At 38.7% G+C, this 18,089-nt stretch carries 11 protein-coding genes; 7 read left to right on the forward strand and 4 right to left on the reverse strand.

What is annotated here, in order from left to right; translation table 11 throughout:
• Window positions 1-4: 4 nt before the first annotated feature.
• The 7 genes from HHL20_RS19725 (at window position 5) to HHL20_RS02835 (ending at window position 8,722) form a co-directional block, all read left to right on the forward strand.
• The gene (locus tag HHL20_RS19725) at window positions 5-181 is read left to right on the forward strand and encodes a DUF3606 domain-containing protein (protein WP_394352914.1); all 177 of its coding nucleotides are present in this window, start codon (window positions 5-7) and stop codon (window positions 179-181) included.
• Window positions 182-263: 82 nt separating this feature from the next.
• Window positions 264-2,957 carry a DNA ligase D gene (gene ligD, locus HHL20_RS02805; protein ID WP_169229670.1) on the forward strand — a complete coding sequence of 898 codons (2,694 nt, stop codon included), beginning with the start codon at window positions 264-266 and terminating at the stop codon, window positions 2,955-2,957.
• Between the two features lie 216 nt (window positions 2,958-3,173).
• Entirely contained in the window at window positions 3,174-3,725 is a 552-nt protein-coding gene (locus HHL20_RS02810) for a YciE/YciF ferroxidase family protein (protein ID WP_169229671.1), read from the forward strand.
• Window positions 3,726-4,086: 361 nt separating this feature from the next.
• Entirely contained in the window at window positions 4,087-4,932 is an 846-nt protein-coding gene (locus tag HHL20_RS02820) for a helix-turn-helix domain-containing protein (protein WP_228463075.1), read from the forward strand.
• A 78-nt stretch (window positions 4,933-5,010) separates the two neighbouring features.
• Entirely contained in the window at window positions 5,011-6,111 is a 1,101-nt protein-coding gene (locus HHL20_RS02825) for an FAD-dependent monooxygenase (protein ID WP_169229672.1), read from the forward strand.
• A 153-nt stretch (window positions 6,112-6,264) separates the two neighbouring features.
• The gene (locus HHL20_RS02830; RefSeq protein ID WP_169229673.1) at window positions 6,265-6,600 is read left to right on the forward strand and encodes a nuclear transport factor 2 family protein; all 336 of its coding nucleotides are present in this window, start codon (window positions 6,265-6,267) and stop codon (window positions 6,598-6,600) included.
• Window positions 6,601-6,751: 151 nt separating this feature from the next.
• Window positions 6,752-8,722 (forward strand): ATP-binding protein, encoded by a 1,971-nt coding sequence (locus HHL20_RS02835; protein WP_169229674.1) that lies wholly within the window; start codon window positions 6,752-6,754, stop codon window positions 8,720-8,722.
• Between the two features lie 182 nt (window positions 8,723-8,904).
• Here HHL20_RS02835 and HHL20_RS02840 read toward each other — a convergent pair whose 3' ends face one another.
• The 4 genes from HHL20_RS02840 to HHL20_RS02855 all read right to left on the reverse strand — a co-directional run bounded on the left by HHL20_RS02840 (window position 8,905) and on the right by HHL20_RS02855 (window position 18,089).
• Window positions 8,905-10,140 (reverse strand): cation:proton antiporter, encoded by a 1,236-nt coding sequence (locus HHL20_RS02840; RefSeq protein ID WP_169229675.1) that lies wholly within the window; start codon window positions 10,138-10,140, stop codon window positions 8,905-8,907.
• 109 nt (window positions 10,141-10,249) lie between these two features.
• Window positions 10,250-15,064: a DNA repair ATPase gene (locus HHL20_RS02845; RefSeq protein ID WP_169229676.1), complete on the reverse strand. Its 4,815-nt coding sequence runs from the start codon at window positions 15,062-15,064 to the stop codon at window positions 10,250-10,252.
• 253 nt (window positions 15,065-15,317) lie between these two features.
• Window positions 15,318-17,327 (reverse strand): flotillin family protein, encoded by a 2,010-nt coding sequence (locus tag HHL20_RS02850; protein ID WP_169229677.1) that lies wholly within the window; start codon window positions 17,325-17,327, stop codon window positions 15,318-15,320.
• A gap of 114 nt (window positions 17,328-17,441) precedes the next feature.
• Window positions 17,442-18,089 carry a hypothetical protein gene (locus HHL20_RS02855; protein WP_169229678.1) on the reverse strand — a complete coding sequence of 216 codons (648 nt, stop codon included), beginning with the start codon at window positions 18,087-18,089 and terminating at the stop codon, window positions 17,442-17,444.

Raw genomic sequence — 18,089 nt, forward strand, 5'->3', positions numbered from 1 at the left:
ATAAATCAAAAAAGACCAGAGGGACCGCAGTAAAGTAAGTGGTTCGGAAAACTACGAAATTCAATATTTCAAAGACAAGCTTGGCGTAACATCGCAGGCAGTAACCGGTGCAATTCGTGCGACGGGTTCAAACGACAGAAAAACACTTGAAGCCTACTTAAAAGATAAGCACAAGAAATAGTAAAATACGCTCAACACCAGAGCGTTTTTGTTCATGATCTTTCTGAAGCGGAAAGATCATTTTTCATCTAAAAATATTTCTAATGGATTTATCAGACTACAAAAAAAAGAGATCCGCAGAAAAGACACCGGAACCTTTTGGAGGAGTTTCGTCAGGAAAAGAACTGCGATTTGTCATCCAGAAGCACGATGCCTCTCACCTGCATTATGACTTCCGTCTTGAGATGGATGGTGTATTGAAAAGCTGGGCTGTTCCCAAAGGGCCTTCACTCGACCCTGCCATCAAGCGCCTGGCCATGATGGTGGAAGATCATCCCTACGATTATAAAGATTTTGAAGGAATCATCCCCAAAGGGCAATATGGCGGCGGAACGGTGATTGTATGGGATGAAGGAACCTATACCGCAGCAGAACCTGTGGAAGGCGATTTTAAAAAGCAGGAGAAAAACCTTCTGCATCAGCTTTATTCCGGTAAGCTTAAAATAAAACTCAACGGTAAAAAGCTTAAAGGAGAGTTTGCATTAGTAAAAGCCTATGGAAGAGGAGAAAACGGATGGCTGCTGATGAAGCTGGATGACAAATATGCCACTGCTGATGATGTCACCTTAAAGGATAAATCTGTAATTTCTAAAAAAACCATAGAACAAATGGAAAAAGCACCTGATCATGTATATGGTAAGGATAGCGCTAAAACAGATCATGCCGCAAAAGATGAGCAGGCCGGTAGAGAAGAAGCCAAAGATAATCACTCTAAATCAAGCGAAAAGACGAAAAAGAAAAAGGTATCCGGAAATACAGTTGAACCCCTATTAAAAAATACTCCTGACCAGGCATTTTATCACAATGTTGAGCCGATGCTGGCTACATTGGTAGACCAGCCTTTTGACAGTGATGACTGGCTGTATGAAATTAAATGGGACGGTTATCGCGCAGTAGCTTTTATGAACGGTAAAACCGTGGAACTGAAATCTCGTAACGATAAAAGCTTCTCAGAAAAATTTTATACGATACAAAAGGAGCTGGAAAAACTGAATCTGAACGCAATTCTCGACGGAGAAATTGTTGTATTGAAAGAAAAAGGATCGGCAGATTTCGGGGCACTGCAAAACTGGCGCAGTGAAGCAGACGGAGATTTGGTTTATTATGTATTCGATATTCTCTGGTATGACGGGAAAGATTTAAAAGATCTGCCCTTAACGGAACGCAAAATGATTCTGGAAAATATATTACCACAAAATGAGTCTATTTTGATCAGTCAGGATTTTCATACTTCCGGTCTGGAATTTATGGAAGCGGCAAAAAAAATGGGCCTTGAAGGTATCATGGCTAAAAAGAAAGACAGTTTATACCATATTAAAGACAGAACCAGGGATTGGCTGAAGATCAAAGCGAATAAGAGACAGGAAGTCGTCATCGGAGGATTTACCCTTAATGATGATTCAAAAAAACTGTTCAGCAGCCTTCTGGTCGGTGTTTACAAAGATGGAAAATTAGTATATACCGGAAAAGTCGGTACCGGATTCAACGCAAAAATGCAAAAAGAAATGATGATGCAGTTCAAACTGCTGATTACCGATAAAGTGCCATTTTCTGAGGAGCCGGATGTTAACAAACCTTCACGATTTCGTCCCAATCCGCCGCACGCAACAGTAACATGGCTTAAGCCCGAACTCATCGGTGAAGTAAGCTATACGGAACTTACCAGTGACGGAGTGATGCGCCATCCTTCATTTGAAGGGATGAGGTCTGACAAAAACCCCGAAACCGTAATTCTCGAAAAAGAAGCCGGAACTGAGGATATCGTTGGCGGAAAAACGCTTATCCAACCCCGAACAGGCAGGAAAAGAAAAACACTGCTTAATCCTACAGAATCTACACAGGTTAAAAAAATCAACAGGCACGAGCTGAAGTTTACCAATCTTAACAAAATATTCTGGCCGGATGAAAAAATAACAAAACGCGACCTGATCAATTATTATTATCAGGTGGCGCCGTATATATTACCATATCTAAAAAACCGCCCCCAAAGCATGAACCGGTTCCCGAACGGTATCGCTGAAGAAGGTTTTTATTTTAAAGATATTACAGGCAAAGCTCCGGATTGGATTGAAAGATATGCGTATCACAGCGATACCGATCATAAAGAAAAACAATATCTAGTAGGAAGTGACGAAGCAACGCTCCTGTACATGGCGAACCTTGCCTGTATTGAGATGAATCCGTGGAACAGCACAATAAAAAAACCTGACCATCCGACCTATTGTATTATTGACCTTGATCCTGATAAAAATACTTTCGACCAGGTAATTGAGACGGCGCAGGTAACAAAACAGATTCTCGATGATTTGGGCGTTCCCTGCTACTGTAAGACAAGCGGCTCTACAGGACTGCATATCTATATTCCTTTAGGGAACAAATACACTTATGAGCAAAGTAAAGAGTTTGCAAGAGTGATTGTGAAACTTGTTCATGAAGAATTACCGAAAATAACTACCATTGAGAGACATATTTCTGACCGTAAAGGAAAAATGTATCTTGATTTTCTCCAGAACAGACCACACGCCACCATTGCATCGGTATATTCAGTGCGTCCTAAGCCGGGTGCTACCGTATCCATGCCGCTGGAATGGGATGAGGTTAAAAAAGGGCTTAAAATGAATGACTTTAACATTTTTAATGCATTGGAACGCTTGGAAAGTGTTGGAGATATCTTTAAACCGGTTTTAGGAAAAGGTATTGATATGATCAAAATTATTTCTAAATTTTCAGAAGAATAATATTTCTGGGAAATAAAAAAGAACCCATTCCGGTTTAGAATGGGTTCTTTTTGTTTAATATCATCCTGTATCCGGCTTTTATTTATTTTAAATATTACTGTACTAACTCTGTAATTACATTCTTAGAGGTTAAAACTTAAATGTGGTACCGGATATTCCCTTAAAGGTCTGGTATTTGTATTTTACCGTTACAGCAAAACACTAACACTTAATATTATGAAAACAACAGAAAACCAAAACGGCCGTGGTGCCGGAAAAGTAGCTGCCAAATCTTCTGCAGCTGACGGACTCAGAGAACTTTTTATCGATGAGCTTAAAGATATTGTTTATGCGGAAAGAGCCTTAGTGAAAGCATTACCGAAAATGGCAAGAAATGCAACAGAGCCGAAACTTATTGCTGCTATAGAAGAACATGTGGCTGTTACCGAAGGACAGGTAGAACGTCTGGAAAAAATATTCGATTTGCTTGGAGAATCCAACCGTGGTAAAAAATGCGATGCTATGGAAGGCCTTATCAAAGAAGGAGAAAGCATTATGGAAGAGACCGAAGCCGGCCCGGTGAGAGATGCAGGAATCATTTCAGCATCACAGAAAATCGAACATTACGAAATTGCTTCCTACGGAACTTTGGCTGCTTTTGCCAAAACGTTGGGCGAAACCGAAGTCGCATCACTACTCGAAGAGACACTGGCGGAAGAAAAGCAGGCTGATGCCCTGCTCACAGAATCGGCATACAATTCTATTAATTTTGAAGCTTCGGAAGAATAGGAATAAAAACAATTTATAAGACTGCCAATGGCAGTCTGTTTTATTTAAATCAAAAGATAAATACTGGGTAATGAATGCCAGGTTTTCTGAAATCACAGACAGTACTTCTGTTCCTTCACAAAAAATTGCCATACAGCACGCCAGGCTGATGCCTCTGCCTGGAAGTAAATAAAAGAAGGCGTATTGATTATAAGATAAAATGCTACAAGGAATTGTGGCATTTTTTGCGTTTAAATCAATCCTGCAATGGAAGTTTTGAATGGTTTTTAATAACACTTACGGATATTGGGTTCATACCTATTCAATTTTTTGTATTTTTATTTAAACAGGGCAGTGGCCTAAAAAACAATAGAAATAACGAATGCAAAAAAAAGATAATGTTATACTCTTCAATGCAATGGACGAAGCAGATTCTAACGGTATATCCATTGAAAGAATCAGTTTTAAAGAGAACGGATTTCCACATTCTCACCGTGATGAAGGATATACTTTTCATATCCTGGAAAAAGGAACCGTAGATATCGAAATCGATTTTAATAAATATTCAATTTCTTCGCCGTCTGTTGTTTATATTCATCCCACTCAGGTTCACCGCATCTTACATTTTGAAAATATTACAATCTGCTCTCTGTCTGTAAAAGATGAAAGCCTGAATCCTGATTATCTTAAGCTGCTAGAGCAAATCACACCCGTAAAACCTCTGAAACTTGAAGATACTGCCAATGCTGTTCTTACCAACATCTGTGATCTGTGCCTTAGTTTTTCCGTTAAAAAAAATGATGCGCTTCAGCATTCATTATTAAAAGACAGCTGCAATATGCTGGTTGCATTTATGATCCGGCAGTTTTTAGGTAAAGAAAAACCTGAAGCCCATCTTTCAAGACCTGAAATCATTACAAAATCATTCAGGCTGCTGCTAGAAAAGAATTACCGTATAAATAAGCGACCCGGCGAATATGCTGATCAGCTGCATATTTCTACCGCTTATCTCAATGAGTGTATAAAGAATATAACGGGTTTGCCGGTATCCCGGCACATTCAGGAGCGGATTATCCTTGAAGCAAAACGATATCTCTATCACACCCGCAAATCCGTAAAAGAAATATCCTTTGAATTAGGATATGATGATCATACCTATTTTTCAAAGCTTTTTAAAAAAATAACGGGAATGTCTGCGCTCTCTTTCCGCAGAAAGAACCACGATTAATCCAATCTTTACCGCATTTCTTTATTTTGAGGATGTATTTTGTTTAAGAATTTTGTATTACAATTTAAAACAATAAAAATGAAACAAAATAAAAGTGTGCTGGTTTCCGGGGCGAGCTTCGCGGGGCTGGCAACAGCTTACTGGATGAATAAAATGGGCTGCAATGTTACGGTTGTGGAAATTGGTGATCATCTTAAAATGGGCGGTACTCCCGTAGATATTAAAGACAGAACGGTAGATGTTGTTAAAAAAATGGGACTTTTTGAGAAGATTAAAGCCCATAGAATAGGACCCGAAAAATGGGAATTTAAAAATGCTGATGACATAAGTGAGCTAACAGTTTCACTGGAAAAATCCGATAACGAATTCGAGATTGAAAGAGATATTTTGCTGACCATGCTGTTTGATCTTATTGAAAAAGATGTATGCTTTATGTTTAACAACAGTATAACAGCTTTGGAGGAAAAAGAAGATGGCATAAATGTGAAATTTAAAGACGGTACTGAAAATCAGTTTGAACTCGTTTTTGGCTGCGATGGAATTCATTCGGCCGTTCGGAGAATCTGGTTTGGCGAAGAATCCAGATACGCTCATTTTCTCGGGCAGTATTTTTGTGTTGCTATTGCAGACAGGTTGTTGGTGGAAGAGGGTACCTATCAGCTGTATGCTGAACCGAACAAAGGTCTTGCACTGTATGCTTACAACAATAAAACCGATATTATCTTCTCTTTTCGTTCCGGGAATGAGATTTCTTATGATTTTCGGAACCGCGAGCAAATGAAACAGATCGTTGTTACATACATGCAGGGTATGGGTTGGAGAGCATCTGAATTGAAAGAAGAGCTGATACATTCCGGATCCTTTTACTTTGATAAATTCTGCCAGATAAAAATGCCATCATGGACAAAAGGCAGGGTCGCACTGGTGGGTGATGCCGGATATTGTGCTTCCCCGGCGGCGGGAATGGGCGGTTCGCTTGCGATCATAGGAGCTGCTGCAGTGGCCGATGCTTTTGAAAAAAACGATTACAATTTCAGAAAGGCTTTTGATCAGTACAACAAAGATCTGCGACCTTACATAGACGAAGTACAAAGCGCTGCAGTACACACTCTTGATAAGCTGCTTCCTAAAACGCAGGAGAAGATTGACTGGAGAAACAAGAATGGATTTGAGCTTTAAGTAGAGAGAACTTATTTTGTAGTAAATTTTTTAGGCGTCCCCGGAATATAGAATTACCTTTTAAATTTACCAATTTTTTTAAAAGTAATTTTTCATACGTAAATTTTCAATGCGGCATATTTTTGGATAGCCCTGATTTATTATATTTATTACATGGATCATAAATCAATACTGCTTGAAGCTAATAAAGCAATAACAGAAGGGGATCATGAAAAATTCCTGTCTTATTGTACTGCCGATACCCGATGGATTTTTGTTGGTGACCAAACATTAAAAGGGATAGATGAAGTCAGAAAATACATATCTGAAGCCTATCAAACTCCGCCAAAATTTAAAGTTGATCTCATGATTGAAGAGGGCGATTATCTTACTGCCATGGGAACCATCAGCTTATTGAATGAAAATTCAGAATGGCAGGATTTTGAGTATTGTGATGTATGGAAATTTGAAAATGGAAAAATGGCAGAATTAAAAGCCTTTGTTGTATAAAGCTCTTAGAAGGTTGAACTCTTTTAATAAGGCCAAAGGAATACTATACCAAAAACGCCACGTTCACTCTTATTAAAAAGTATTCATTATCGCCGCTTCAAAGCCGATGGCATCACGGAATACACCTGCTTTTCCATATATTTGTAAAATTATGATTATCCAAGAAAATTTGTCTGATACCAGCTTCAGTACGGATTTAATTATCCAGGCCTTAACCTCATCTCCCTCACCGACATCCATTTATTCAGGCGAAGATATGATCATCCGTTTTGCAAATGAAGGCATGCTGGCGCTTTGGGGTAAAGATTCATCAGTAATAGGCAAGCCATTAATGGAGGCGATTCCGGAGCTGGAAGGGCAGCCTTTTCTGGATATTTTGAGAGAAGTCTGGTATTCCGGTAAAACATATTCGGTATCCGAAGCTCCTGCAAAACTGATAAAAAACGGGAAAGAAACGCTTGATTATTTTGACTATGAATATAAAGCACTGACGGATCATAATAACAAAACATGGTGTATATTGAATACGGCACTCAATGTCACTTCAGACCGTGAATTTTTACAGCAAATACAAAAGAAAGAAGAAAGGGAACAAATCCATAATGAGGAGATGGCTGCAACACTTGAAGCATTGAGTTTTACAAATGAAGAACTCAATAATTCTGTAAGGCAGCTTGCCCAAAGCCGGGAAAATATCCGGACAATCATTGAGCAGGCTCCTGTGGGCATTGCCATGTTAAAAGGCCCGGAACATATTATTGAAATTGCCAACCCGGCCATTCTTTCAATATGGGGGCGAACAGAAGCGGAAGTCATCGGGTATCCTCATGAGAATGCCCGCCCGGAATTGAAAGATCAGCCTGTAAACGGATGGCTTAGAGAAGTTTATCATACAGGAAAGCCAAAAATAAATACGGAGTTCCTTGTCAAATTACGACGCAACGACGGATTGAGGGATGCTATCGTAAATTCTATTTATCAACCTATATTTTCTGATAATGGTGACATCTCCGGTGTTCTTATTATTCTTGAAGAAATAACTCAACAGGTCCTGGAACGGCGTAAAAATGAAAATGACCAGCAAATGTTGGCCTTGGCAATTGATGCGGGAAAACTTGCTACTTTTTATTATCAGCCCTCAACAAACCTGTTTTCGGGAAATGCTTTGCTAAAAACCTGGTTCAGACTTTCTTCTAACGAAGATTTGGACCTGTCGCTGGCATTAGCGATGATTTTGCCTGAGGATAGGGAACGGGTTATTGCCGCTATTAAGAAATCGCTTAGTATAAATTCAGACGGAAATTACTTTATAGAATACCGGATCAAAAATAATACAGATCATAAGATAAGGCTCCTGCAGGCCAATGGCAGGGTTTTTTATGATACTAAAGGCAATCCGCTTAGTCTTAACGGAACGCTCCGTGATATTACCGAACAAAAGAGAGAGGAAGAACGAAAAGATGATTTTATGGCAATGGTAAGTCATGAGCTTAAAACGCCGCTTACGTCACTTAAAGCATACCTTCAGGTTTTACAGCGTATGGCAACAAAGGATCAAAATCTTTTACAGCAAAATACATTGGAAAAATCTCTAAAACAGGTTGATAATATGACGGGGATGATCAACGGTTTCCTGAATGTTTCCAGGCTAGATTCGGGCCAAATGTATATTGATAAAACACGCTTTGATTTTCAGCTGTTATTTTCTGAAATTGAAGATGAGGTACTTTCAATTACACATACCCATCATTTTCTGTTTAAAGATTCGGGACCTGTAGAAGTATCGGCAGACCGTGATAAGATTTCTCAGGTACTCCATAATCTTATTGGCAATGCCGTAAAGTATTCTCCTACAGGATCATTAATAACAATAGAATACCTTACAATAGGCAACAGCTTAAAAATTAAGGTCCACAATCCGGGGAGAGAAATTTCAGCGGAGGACCAGCACCGCATCTTTGAACGCTATTACCGGGTGAAGGATATTAACACGACATCAATAGCAGGCTTTGGTATCGGGCTGTATCTTTGTAAAGAGATTATTGAGCTTCATAACGGTACTATTGAGGTGCAAAGTTCCCAAAACGAAGGCACTGTGTTTTCATTTGTTTTGCCCCATTGATACGCAAAAAATTAAATGATCGCCTTTAATTTAATCCATTAATACCAGCTCATATTATAATTCTGCGCTATAATGTAGCGGCAATATCAGAAAATATTGACGCGGTATTATATTTCTCCAGAAAATTTTCCCGGCAACTTCGGCAAAACACCAGCTTTTGAGATCCGCTGAAAGAATTTTGCTTAATTACTAAGTTTTTTAATCACTTTTTCAACAGTTATACCCTGGATAATAATCGAGAAAATCACGATCACGAAAGTAATAGAAACAATTATATTTTTAAAAGGACTTGGTGGCAGAGACAATGACAACGCGACTGATATTCCTCCACGGAGACCTCCCCATGTCATGATAAGCAAAGACTTGGTGCCCAACGATTTTTTAAAGCTGAAAAGCAGAGATGGAAAATAAAGTGAAAAGAAACGTGCTAAAATAATCACGAATGCCATAATCACTCCGATGATCAGATAATTGATATCAAAGGCTACAACCACAATTTCCAGACCTATTAACATAAATAAAACAGCATTGAGCACTTCATCGGTTACTTCCCAGAACTTCCCCAGATAATCACGTGTGATATCGCTCATCGCGAACTCTTTTCCGCGGTTTCCGGTCATGATACCTGCTACAACCATGGCAAGCGGACCAGAGACGTGTAGAGAATGACAGAGGCTGTAGCCTCCCATAACCATCGCCAGGGAGATCAGGATCTCAGTCTGAAAATGATCTATAGATTTCATAAGGCGGTAACCGATATATCCAATAACAAGACCCGCTAAAATTCCCCCAGCTGCTTCCTGTAGAAAGAGCTTTGTAATATCGGCCGGTCCGAAACTCTCGGTTCCTGCAACGGCTATTTTCATTAATGTGGCAAAAATAACCACTCCGATACCATCATTGAAAAGGGATTCTCCCACAATATTGGTTTCGATTTTCTTAGAAAGTCCGGCCTTTTTGAGAATGCCCATCACGGCGATCGGATCGGTAGGAGAGATCAGTGCCCCAAACAGCAGACAGTAAATAAGAGGTATATTCTGGTTGAATATTGGTAAAATATAAAATAAGGCAAAGCCTACGGCAGCTGTTGAGATGAGAGTTCCCAACGTCGCAAAGCTGATGATGCTTTTTGCAGATTCGCGAAGGTCGGGAATCGATACATGCAATGATCCCGCAAATAGCAGGAAACTCAGCAGAATGCCCAACAGGAACTCAGAAAAGTCGATCAGCAATAATTTTTCTCTGATAATTTCAGTAAACCCTGTGGAAAAATAGCCGGCAACAATAACGCCCAATGCAACAATGACACCCATCAGCATAAGACTGATCCCGGAAGGAATTCTGAAGAATTTTACATTCAGATAAGAAAAAAAAGCAGCCAGCGTTATTAAGCTGGAGAATAGTATAAATAGCTCCATGTATTGGTATAGTTATGTACAAAAATAATTAAATTAAAATGATAATAAATTGCAATAGCAAGCTCATAAAGAAAACTAATTGCACATCTGTGCAGTTAATCTATAATATTTACTCGTTATTTTTCAAAACATCTTTTATTCCTTCAAGACCTTCGCTGAACTTGGCCAGCAGAGCAATCACCTGGGTCATCCGGTCACTTTCGCCCAAACCTTTGATGGTTTTGTTTTTAATGAATGTCTTTTTGATCTCTTTCCAACGGAAATTCTCATCTTCTGAAATGAGATTCATTAATTCTTTTAGCTTCAGCATGTTTGCTTCAGCTCCCGTGGTTAAAGTCTGAGATTCATTCTGATAGTGATTTAAAACTATCTGAGTAACTTCTTCATCCTTCAGAATGGGCTGAATTTCGGAAATAAGCTTATTCATATTCCGGTAAGAACCCTGAAGCTTAAAAGCAGGCTCATTTCTGTATTCCTCTGACATGGCAGCAGAAGCAATATACTGTTTGTTAACTTTTAAAACAATATCTCTCACTTTCAGCGTGTTTTCAAGCACTTTTCTGAAATCTGAAATTTCATTTGAACTGAAGTTTCCTGCCAGATCCACATTTGCGGAACCGGACAGGATGCTTTCGTACAGATGGTAAAGATTTTCCATTCCGGCTTGGGTCAGCCGGGTAAGATAATCGTTTGACATCAAAGCATTTTCAATTAAGCTTAGATCAAACAACTCCGTTTTACTGCCCGAAATTTCACCTAAATTGTAAGTGTCGGAACGGTTGGCCAGCATGTCGGGGATCCTGAATTTTTCACCACTTTCCGTGTATGGATTTCCGGCCATGACAAGACAAAAACGTTTAGACCTTAAATCATAGGTTTTGCTTTCACCATTATAAATTCCTTCAATTTTTCTCTGTCCGTCTGCCAGTGAAATGAATTTTTGTAAAAACTCCGGGTTGCAATGCTGGATGTCATCAAGATATAACATCACATTGTCACCCATTTCAAAAGCGAGATTAAGTTTCTCGAGTTCCTGTTTTGCACCTGCATTTTTCGCTTCGTGCGGATCGGTAGATACAATATCGTGGCCGATTGACGGACCGTTGATTTTCATGAAAACCAGTCCCATTCGGTCTGCCATGTATTCCATCAATGTCGTTTTACCATAACCCGGTGGCGAAACCAACAGCAGCATCCCCATTCTGTCGGTACGTTTGTCATTTCCTACGGTTCCCAGCTGCTTGGCAAGATTGGCTCCAATCAATGGAAAATACACATCATTAATCAATCTGTTTCTCACAAAAGAACTTAACACCTGAGACTTGAAAGTGTCGATTTTCAAAGCTTTCTTCTTGTCGTTTACCCATTTTGCTTTCATCTCCTGAAGCTTTTTGTACTTAGGAACCACGGTTTCATTAAAATGAGATAAACGGGAGGTAAATTCATAATAATTTAATACATAATCAGCATCTTTTTCCAGTGACTTCAATCCTTTCAGGATCGTTTCATAAGAAATATGCAGGATATTTTTAGCATCAAAACCCTGCGTTACAAAAAATACTGCTGCTTCTTTTTTAATATCATCTTCAAAATTTGATTCTGAATTAAACAGGAATGCATTCAAAGCACTTTCTGCAATTGAAAAACAGGCTGCAGGATATTTTTTCAGCGCATTCAGCTGGTCTATAAATTCTAAATCTTTTCCTTTTTCTTTTAAATCTTTAAAAAATGATTCATAAAGCACTCCTGCTTTCTCCGAAACCAGAAATGCCGTTTTATTTTCTTTTTTAAGATAAATTGCTGCATTCAAATGATTTACATCAGCAAAAAAATGATCGTTCTGAGCGAATAATTGTATTTCATTCGACAGTTCCTGATTGAGATGTTGGAAACCTTTGTCTGTTGCAAACGATTTTGAAATTAGATGAACTGCTTCAAACTGCTTTTGATAATTGTCTTTTTTTTGCTCATCCAGGAAATACCAGAACAGCTGCGCCAAAGCTCTTTCTTGCGGTGTAAACTGCATCAGTCCCAATTCATTATGCATCTGCTGAAGTTTTGAAACAACCGTTAACGCATCTTCATCGTGGATTCCTTTTACCAGACCTTCGCCAAAATGTTCTGTCATAAATTGCTGAATGGTAGTTCTGTTTTGTTCGTCAGTATTGATATTTTTATTGTCTGAAAAAACATTCCATGCCAGATATTCAAAACGTTTTACCGTAGAATTCTCTGAAATGTATTCCTGATTCCAGACTTCTTTATAATCTGAAATGGCTTCAAAATGTAACGGTTCATAAAATGAAGTTCCTGTAAGATGATAATAATACTGTGCATTTCTCATCACCAGAGTCAGGTCTAATTTCTGACGGTTCACTGCAAATTTATAATCGCCCAAAGCAATTATATTGTCTCCGTCCGCATAGATTTCCTTTTTATCTTTTAGTTTTCTAACCGATTCCTGCTGAGAAGTTTTCAACAAAGTCTGGATTTCTTCTGCTTTTGCAGAATCTTCCATTTCCATAAGCTGCCTCGCAATATCCCGAACTTTCTCTACCATCAAATCGGTCGCAAAATAGCCGTTGATTTCATTTTCAGAGTCGAATGACTCGGATTTTGTCTGAACTGATTTTAAAATCCGTTGTGCAGAATCATACAAACTCTGCGTACGCTTGTTCCTGGATTCGGTTAACTGAACTCTTTTATTTTGAAAATGACCGTAAACTTCTTCTCTTTTTTCTTCAATTTTCCGGATAAATTCTTCAAAGTCAACAAACTTTGTTGCCATTTCCTCCAGTTGGATGGAAAGCTTCGTAAGATAATCGTCACATTTTTCCGGCGTCTGAGACAATTCAAGGAAATTAATCACCGATTGGTCAAACAAGGTCATCTGCGCCTGAAAATCTGCAGAAAGCTCTTTCCCCGAAATTTCTCTTTTTCTTTTCGAAAGCTCTAATCGTTCCTGGTTTAATCTCGCAAAAATCACCGAAATATTTTCAATGATCTGTGTGGACTGTGAAGTGTCTTCAATCTTTAAATTATTAACAATATCCACCAGAAGCTCAAGCTGTCCCGAGAGATTATTGATTTCTTCCTCAATAGATTTCGCATCAATAGCTTTCTGTAAATTGATGATATTTTCGGAAATCTGCTGTGCTCTGTTTTGATAGGGGAGCAGCGCATCATCCTGAAGAAGGAAATTGACACACGCACCGGAGAGTTCTTCCGATCTTTCCGTTAAAGATTTTTCTAAAGAATCAAGAGTTGCAACATCCACATATTTCAAATCCCTTGCCCCTGTAATTTCTCCCCGCAAAGCTCTGATTCGCGAAAGCATATCAATATAATCTGTCAGCTGCGAATAGTTGATTCTTTTGGTATCATCCAAAATTTTCTCACAGGCAGCTTTCAGTTTTTCGACCGCTTCACCGGTGCTTTTTTTCTGCTCAATTACTTTTTCATATTCATTGATGGCAGAATGTGCGATATTCCTGATTTCCTTTAAAGGCTGATCGAGATTTTCGACTTCATTATCACCCAAAAAGTAATACGCATCCAGAATGGTTGTGGAAAGCTTAACGATATCGTCATACAGTCCACTGTAAGAGTCTTTTTTGTTTAAAAGTGTAATCAGCTCCTGACTTTCCGCCATTACTCTTACAATATCTTTATTCCCGATTTTGTAAAGAAGTGTGCCTGACTTTTCGGTATTCGGCTGTAATTCTTTAGAATACGGTGTCTGCCAGATTTGAGCTAAATGATGTTTTGTCGTTTCTACACTTTCTCTTAGATAAATAAGTTTTCCTTCGTTTAACAGAGAATATCCGCTGCAGCGAATCGGGGTTTCAATCGTCTGGGTAATAATGTTGTATGAAATGAGCTGATAATTATTGGTTTTATCATCATAGAAAACATACATGAAATTTTCGCCATTCGGCTCCTGAATGGTTTTCAGATAGTGAAGCCGGTTGGCATCCTGAGAAATTACCTTCAGACCTCCGGTCTGCAAAGCATAACCGTTCGAGAACAAAACACCCTGATTTTCCGGAAGTAAAACCGCCGAATATTTCAAAGTATCAACTCTTGAAACTGTTTTCTCCTTATGATTGTATATGAAATATCTTTCTGTTTCCTGGTAAGGTTTAATTTTAAATAAAACCAAATTATCAAGATCACAGAAGTGAATTTCCGCATCATCCAGGTTCTGATCTTTATGAACAACATCTTCGGAGTAAATCCCTTTTCCGGTATCGGTATTGTCTTCAATTTTTATGGTAAGATCTCCGTGAATAGATTCCACAAAAACTTTATCAGCTAAAGAAACGTGCGGGAATTTTCCGGTTCGCTGCATGTCTCTTGTTGCTTTTGTCCATGCAAAGCCATGTTGGGGCGGATAAGAAACTTCGGAAGCGCTCCTTGAATCGACATAAGTCAGCTGGCTGTCTTTAATAAGCCATTTGAATGCTTTGATGTCCGACGTGCTTTCAGAAAGCTGGAAAACCATATACATATAGTTTTCGGTAAAGTAAAAACGTACGAAAAAAGTATTTCTGTAGTACTTATACAGGTTTTTGAATTCTTCAATAAAAGTTGCATCCGAAATGAGAGAAGAATCCTGTGGTTCAAAACGGTTGTTATTGATCGTATATATTGAAAAAACATCTGTAATGTTGATTTCTGTCTGTAAACCCAGATGTGCATTGGAACCGAAGATCAAAGCGTTTTTCAGCGAAAAAATATCTTTGGCCACGCAGTTGTGGTCCGTAGAAATTCTTTCGTTGGCGATAAGCGAAAAATCTACTCCGCCGAAAATCTCTTTACGATTTTCGTTCAGCTGCTGAAGCTTTTGAATGAGATTGTTTTTCTGCTCATTCAGACGGCTTTGTATGATTTCGTATGTCCCTGAATTTAATTGTTCTGACATAGGTTTTTATATGTTTGATAAATGATGATAGATCATTGATCTTATTCATCATTCTGTTATGAATATATTCTTTCGTTTGCAAAGGTTTTAATACTCAGCAAATTTTTAATAATGCTTTTTTATTTTGAACGGATTAAAACCACCTGTTTCTATTGAATTACTTATTCAATAAAAATACTATTAGAAAAAACTCTCAAAGGATTAATAGAATCAGACAATGAGAGTTTATCATATATAAGGATGGTTATTATTTTTATTGTACCGGTTTGTGATCTATTCCCAGGCTTTTTGCCATGTCCAATGCTCTGTCGAGCAGTCCTCTTTCCTGCTGGTTGGCAACGCTGTTCAGTTTAAAAATAAGACCTGCAATGCTCATATTTTTGATATCTTCGGAAGAAATGTTGTATTTATCAACCATTCCCATTACTTTCCCGATGATATTTTCGCCGTCGCCCAAAAGGTTTTCCTTAACCAATGTTGCATTTTCGCTGTGGCTGATAAATTTATCCAAACCTTTACCTGCAGAAACCTGCCGAACAACATTGTCAAAGAATGTGCTGTCTCCGCCTACAATGTCAATTTTTGCAGATTTGAAAGCTTCGGCCAGAACGCCGGCCTGTGCCTGTGCAATATCTTTCTGAATAGCAATCTGAGCCAGTTCCACTTCTTTTTCTTTAGCCAGTGTCAGTCTGAATTCTTCATGGTCTTTTCCTGCGTCGTTTAGTTTCTTCATCGCTTCAGCTTTTTCGGTGATTCCTGCGGCTTCGGCCAGTGCTTTTTCTTTGATGACTTCAGCCTGGGCAATTCCTTCTTTTTTAATGGCATCAGCTTTTTTCTCAATCACAACAGCTTCTACAATACCCTGTCTTTCTGCTGCATCTGCTTTTGCGTGAAGAACCTGAGCTTCAGATAAACCTACCGTTGCTTCTTCTTTTGCTTTCGCATCGGCGATGATTTTACGGGCTTCAGCTTCTTTTTCTGCGGCATCTCTTTTAGCCTGAGCTTCAATTACATATTTCTGAGCGTCTTTTTCTGCCGCCAATTTTCTGGCTTCTGCAGCTCTTGTTTCTTCGATCAGTTTCTTTTCAGCTTCCTGTGTTGCCAGGGTGATTTCCACCTGCTTATTTCTGTCGGCTGTTTTGAACGCTTCAAGATCTTTAATTCCCTGCTGTTCTTCCACAACGGTTTTTTCCATGGTTAGGCGCTCGCGGATCGCATCCTGAATATTTTTCTTTTCCAGCTCGATGGCTTTTTCTTTTTCAATCTGAGCCAGAGAAACAATTCTTTCTCTTTCGGTTGCTTCCAGCATTTTGTCCTTTTGTACTCTTTCAGTCTCTACCAAATCGGCACGTTCTTTATTTTTAGCGGCAATAACCACCTGTCTCAGCTTATTTTCTTCAGCGATCTGAAGTTTTTCTTCCGTTGCAATACGAACAGTTTCATATTTCAGCCTTTCTTCTTCATTTACTTTTAATATTTCTGCATTTTCTCGGGCTTTAATATTGGCAACTTCTCTTTTTTGAGATTCTTCTTTTTCAGCCAGCTGTTTTTCCAGTTCTAAAATCGCTTCACGGGCCTCAACGTTTTGTTTTGTAATCGTTTTTTCCTCGTCTCTGCGAACCTGATTGGCTTTAATATTTTGTGTTGCCGTTAATTCAGTTATTTTTTTGATTCCCTCAGAATCCAGAATATTGTCTTTATCTAAACTGTCGATGGAAGTCTGTTCCAGATAATCAATCGCACAGTCATCCAGAACGTAGCCATTAAGATCTGTTCCGATAATATCAAGGATTTCCTGACGGAATTCGCTTCTCGCTTCGTACAGTTCGATGAATTCAAATTTTTTACCAACTGTTTTTAGCGCTTCCGAAAATTTAGCTTCAAAAAGTTCTCTCAGGGTATGAATATCCGAAGCTCTCTGGCAGCCGATCGTCTGGCCAACATTGACAATATCATCAACCGATTTATTAACCCTGATAAAGAAAGCCACCTGAATGTCTGCCCGCATATTGTCTTTACAGATCAGGCCTGCTTTTCCTTCTCTGGCTATTTCCAGTTTTTTTACGGAAATGTCCATAGATTCCATTCTGTGGATGATAGGAATTACGATTCCTGCATTAAAAAATACCTTTGTTCCTCCGTATCCGGTTCTGAGAATAACGATTCCCTGTACTGTTTTTTTGTACATAGACAGAATCCAGAATATTAATCCAACTGAAGCTACTACAGCAACAATTATCCCTGCAATTAGTGGTAAATTCATAGTTTTAAAGTTTAATTATTTGAAATGTGTTTTTTTTATTAATTATATAAGCATAAAGCATAATGGATGTTCATAATGTCTGATCACCATCGGAAAAAGTAGTCCAAAATATGATTAAAAGCGTATTTCTGTGGCTACATAGAAATATTTTCTGTTGGGGTCTTCGTCTACGATAAATACCGTTTCTCCGTATTCTATTTTCTCGCCGTCTTTACTTTTTACCATCAGGGTCATCGGATCGCTGCCGATAAAAACTTCGAGAATTCCGATTTTGTTTCCGTGAATCGTAGATTTCAATCTTCCCGTTCGGCCCAGAAAATCATGCGGTCTTTCTCCTTTATGATTGATTTCCCTGAAAAAAGGATTCAATGGTTTTAAAAGCAGTTTTGTTAATAAGATACTTCCCAGAAATATCGGAAAAACAAACATCGCAGATACCCAAACCTGAAAGGAAGCAAATACTTCGAGGTAAAACGAACCCAGCCATGTAAAGAATAGCGATATCGTCAGAAAATACGTAATCGGAACAATATCAAGATCCAGGAATGTTAGAAACTGAATCCAGGGAGAAGGATTTTCCGGAACATGAACCTGACCATCCGGAGCATCTATGTCTACATCCATATCAGCATCTAAACCGACATCGATATCCAAGCCCGTAACAATAGTGAAAAGCCAATATATAACAGCCAGAATCAGCAGTATGCTCAAAACGGTGTTCACCGGTGAAAAAGCTGTCTGCAAAAATTCCTGAAAGGTCAT

Source organism: Chryseobacterium cheonjiense, from assembly GCF_012927265.1.
Taxonomy (GTDB): Bacteria; Bacteroidota; Bacteroidia; order Flavobacteriales; family Weeksellaceae; genus Chryseobacterium; species Chryseobacterium cheonjiense.

Excerpts from the sequence above, each read along its gene's own strand:
- HHL20_RS02845 (WP_169229676.1), bottom strand. The coding sequence starts at position 15,064 with ATGTCAGAACAATTAAATTCAGGGACATACGAAATCATACAAAGCCGT.
- ligD (WP_169229670.1), top strand. The coding sequence starts at position 264 with ATGGATTTATCAGACTACAAAAAAAAGAGATCCGCAGAAAAGACACCG.
- HHL20_RS02830 (WP_169229673.1), top strand. The coding sequence starts at position 6,265 with ATGGATCATAAATCAATACTGCTTGAAGCTAATAAAGCAATAACAGAA.
- HHL20_RS02840 (WP_169229675.1), bottom strand. The coding sequence starts at position 10,140 with ATGGAGCTATTTATACTATTCTCCAGCTTAATAACGCTGGCTGCTTTT.
- HHL20_RS02820 (WP_228463075.1), top strand. The coding sequence starts at position 4,087 with ATGCAAAAAAAAGATAATGTTATACTCTTCAATGCAATGGACGAAGCA.
- HHL20_RS02825 (WP_169229672.1), top strand. The coding sequence starts at position 5,011 with ATGAAACAAAATAAAAGTGTGCTGGTTTCCGGGGCGAGCTTCGCGGGG.
- HHL20_RS02810 (WP_169229671.1), top strand. The coding sequence starts at position 3,174 with ATGAAAACAACAGAAAACCAAAACGGCCGTGGTGCCGGAAAAGTAGCT.
- HHL20_RS02835 (WP_169229674.1), top strand. The coding sequence starts at position 6,752 with ATGATTATCCAAGAAAATTTGTCTGATACCAGCTTCAGTACGGATTTA.
- HHL20_RS02850 (WP_169229677.1), bottom strand. The coding sequence starts at position 17,327 with ATGAATTTACCACTAATTGCAGGGATAATTGTTGCTGTAGTAGCTTCA.
- HHL20_RS02855 (WP_169229678.1), bottom strand. The coding sequence starts at position 18,089 with ATGACCTTTCAGGAATTTTTGCAGACAGCTTTTTCACCGGTGAACACC.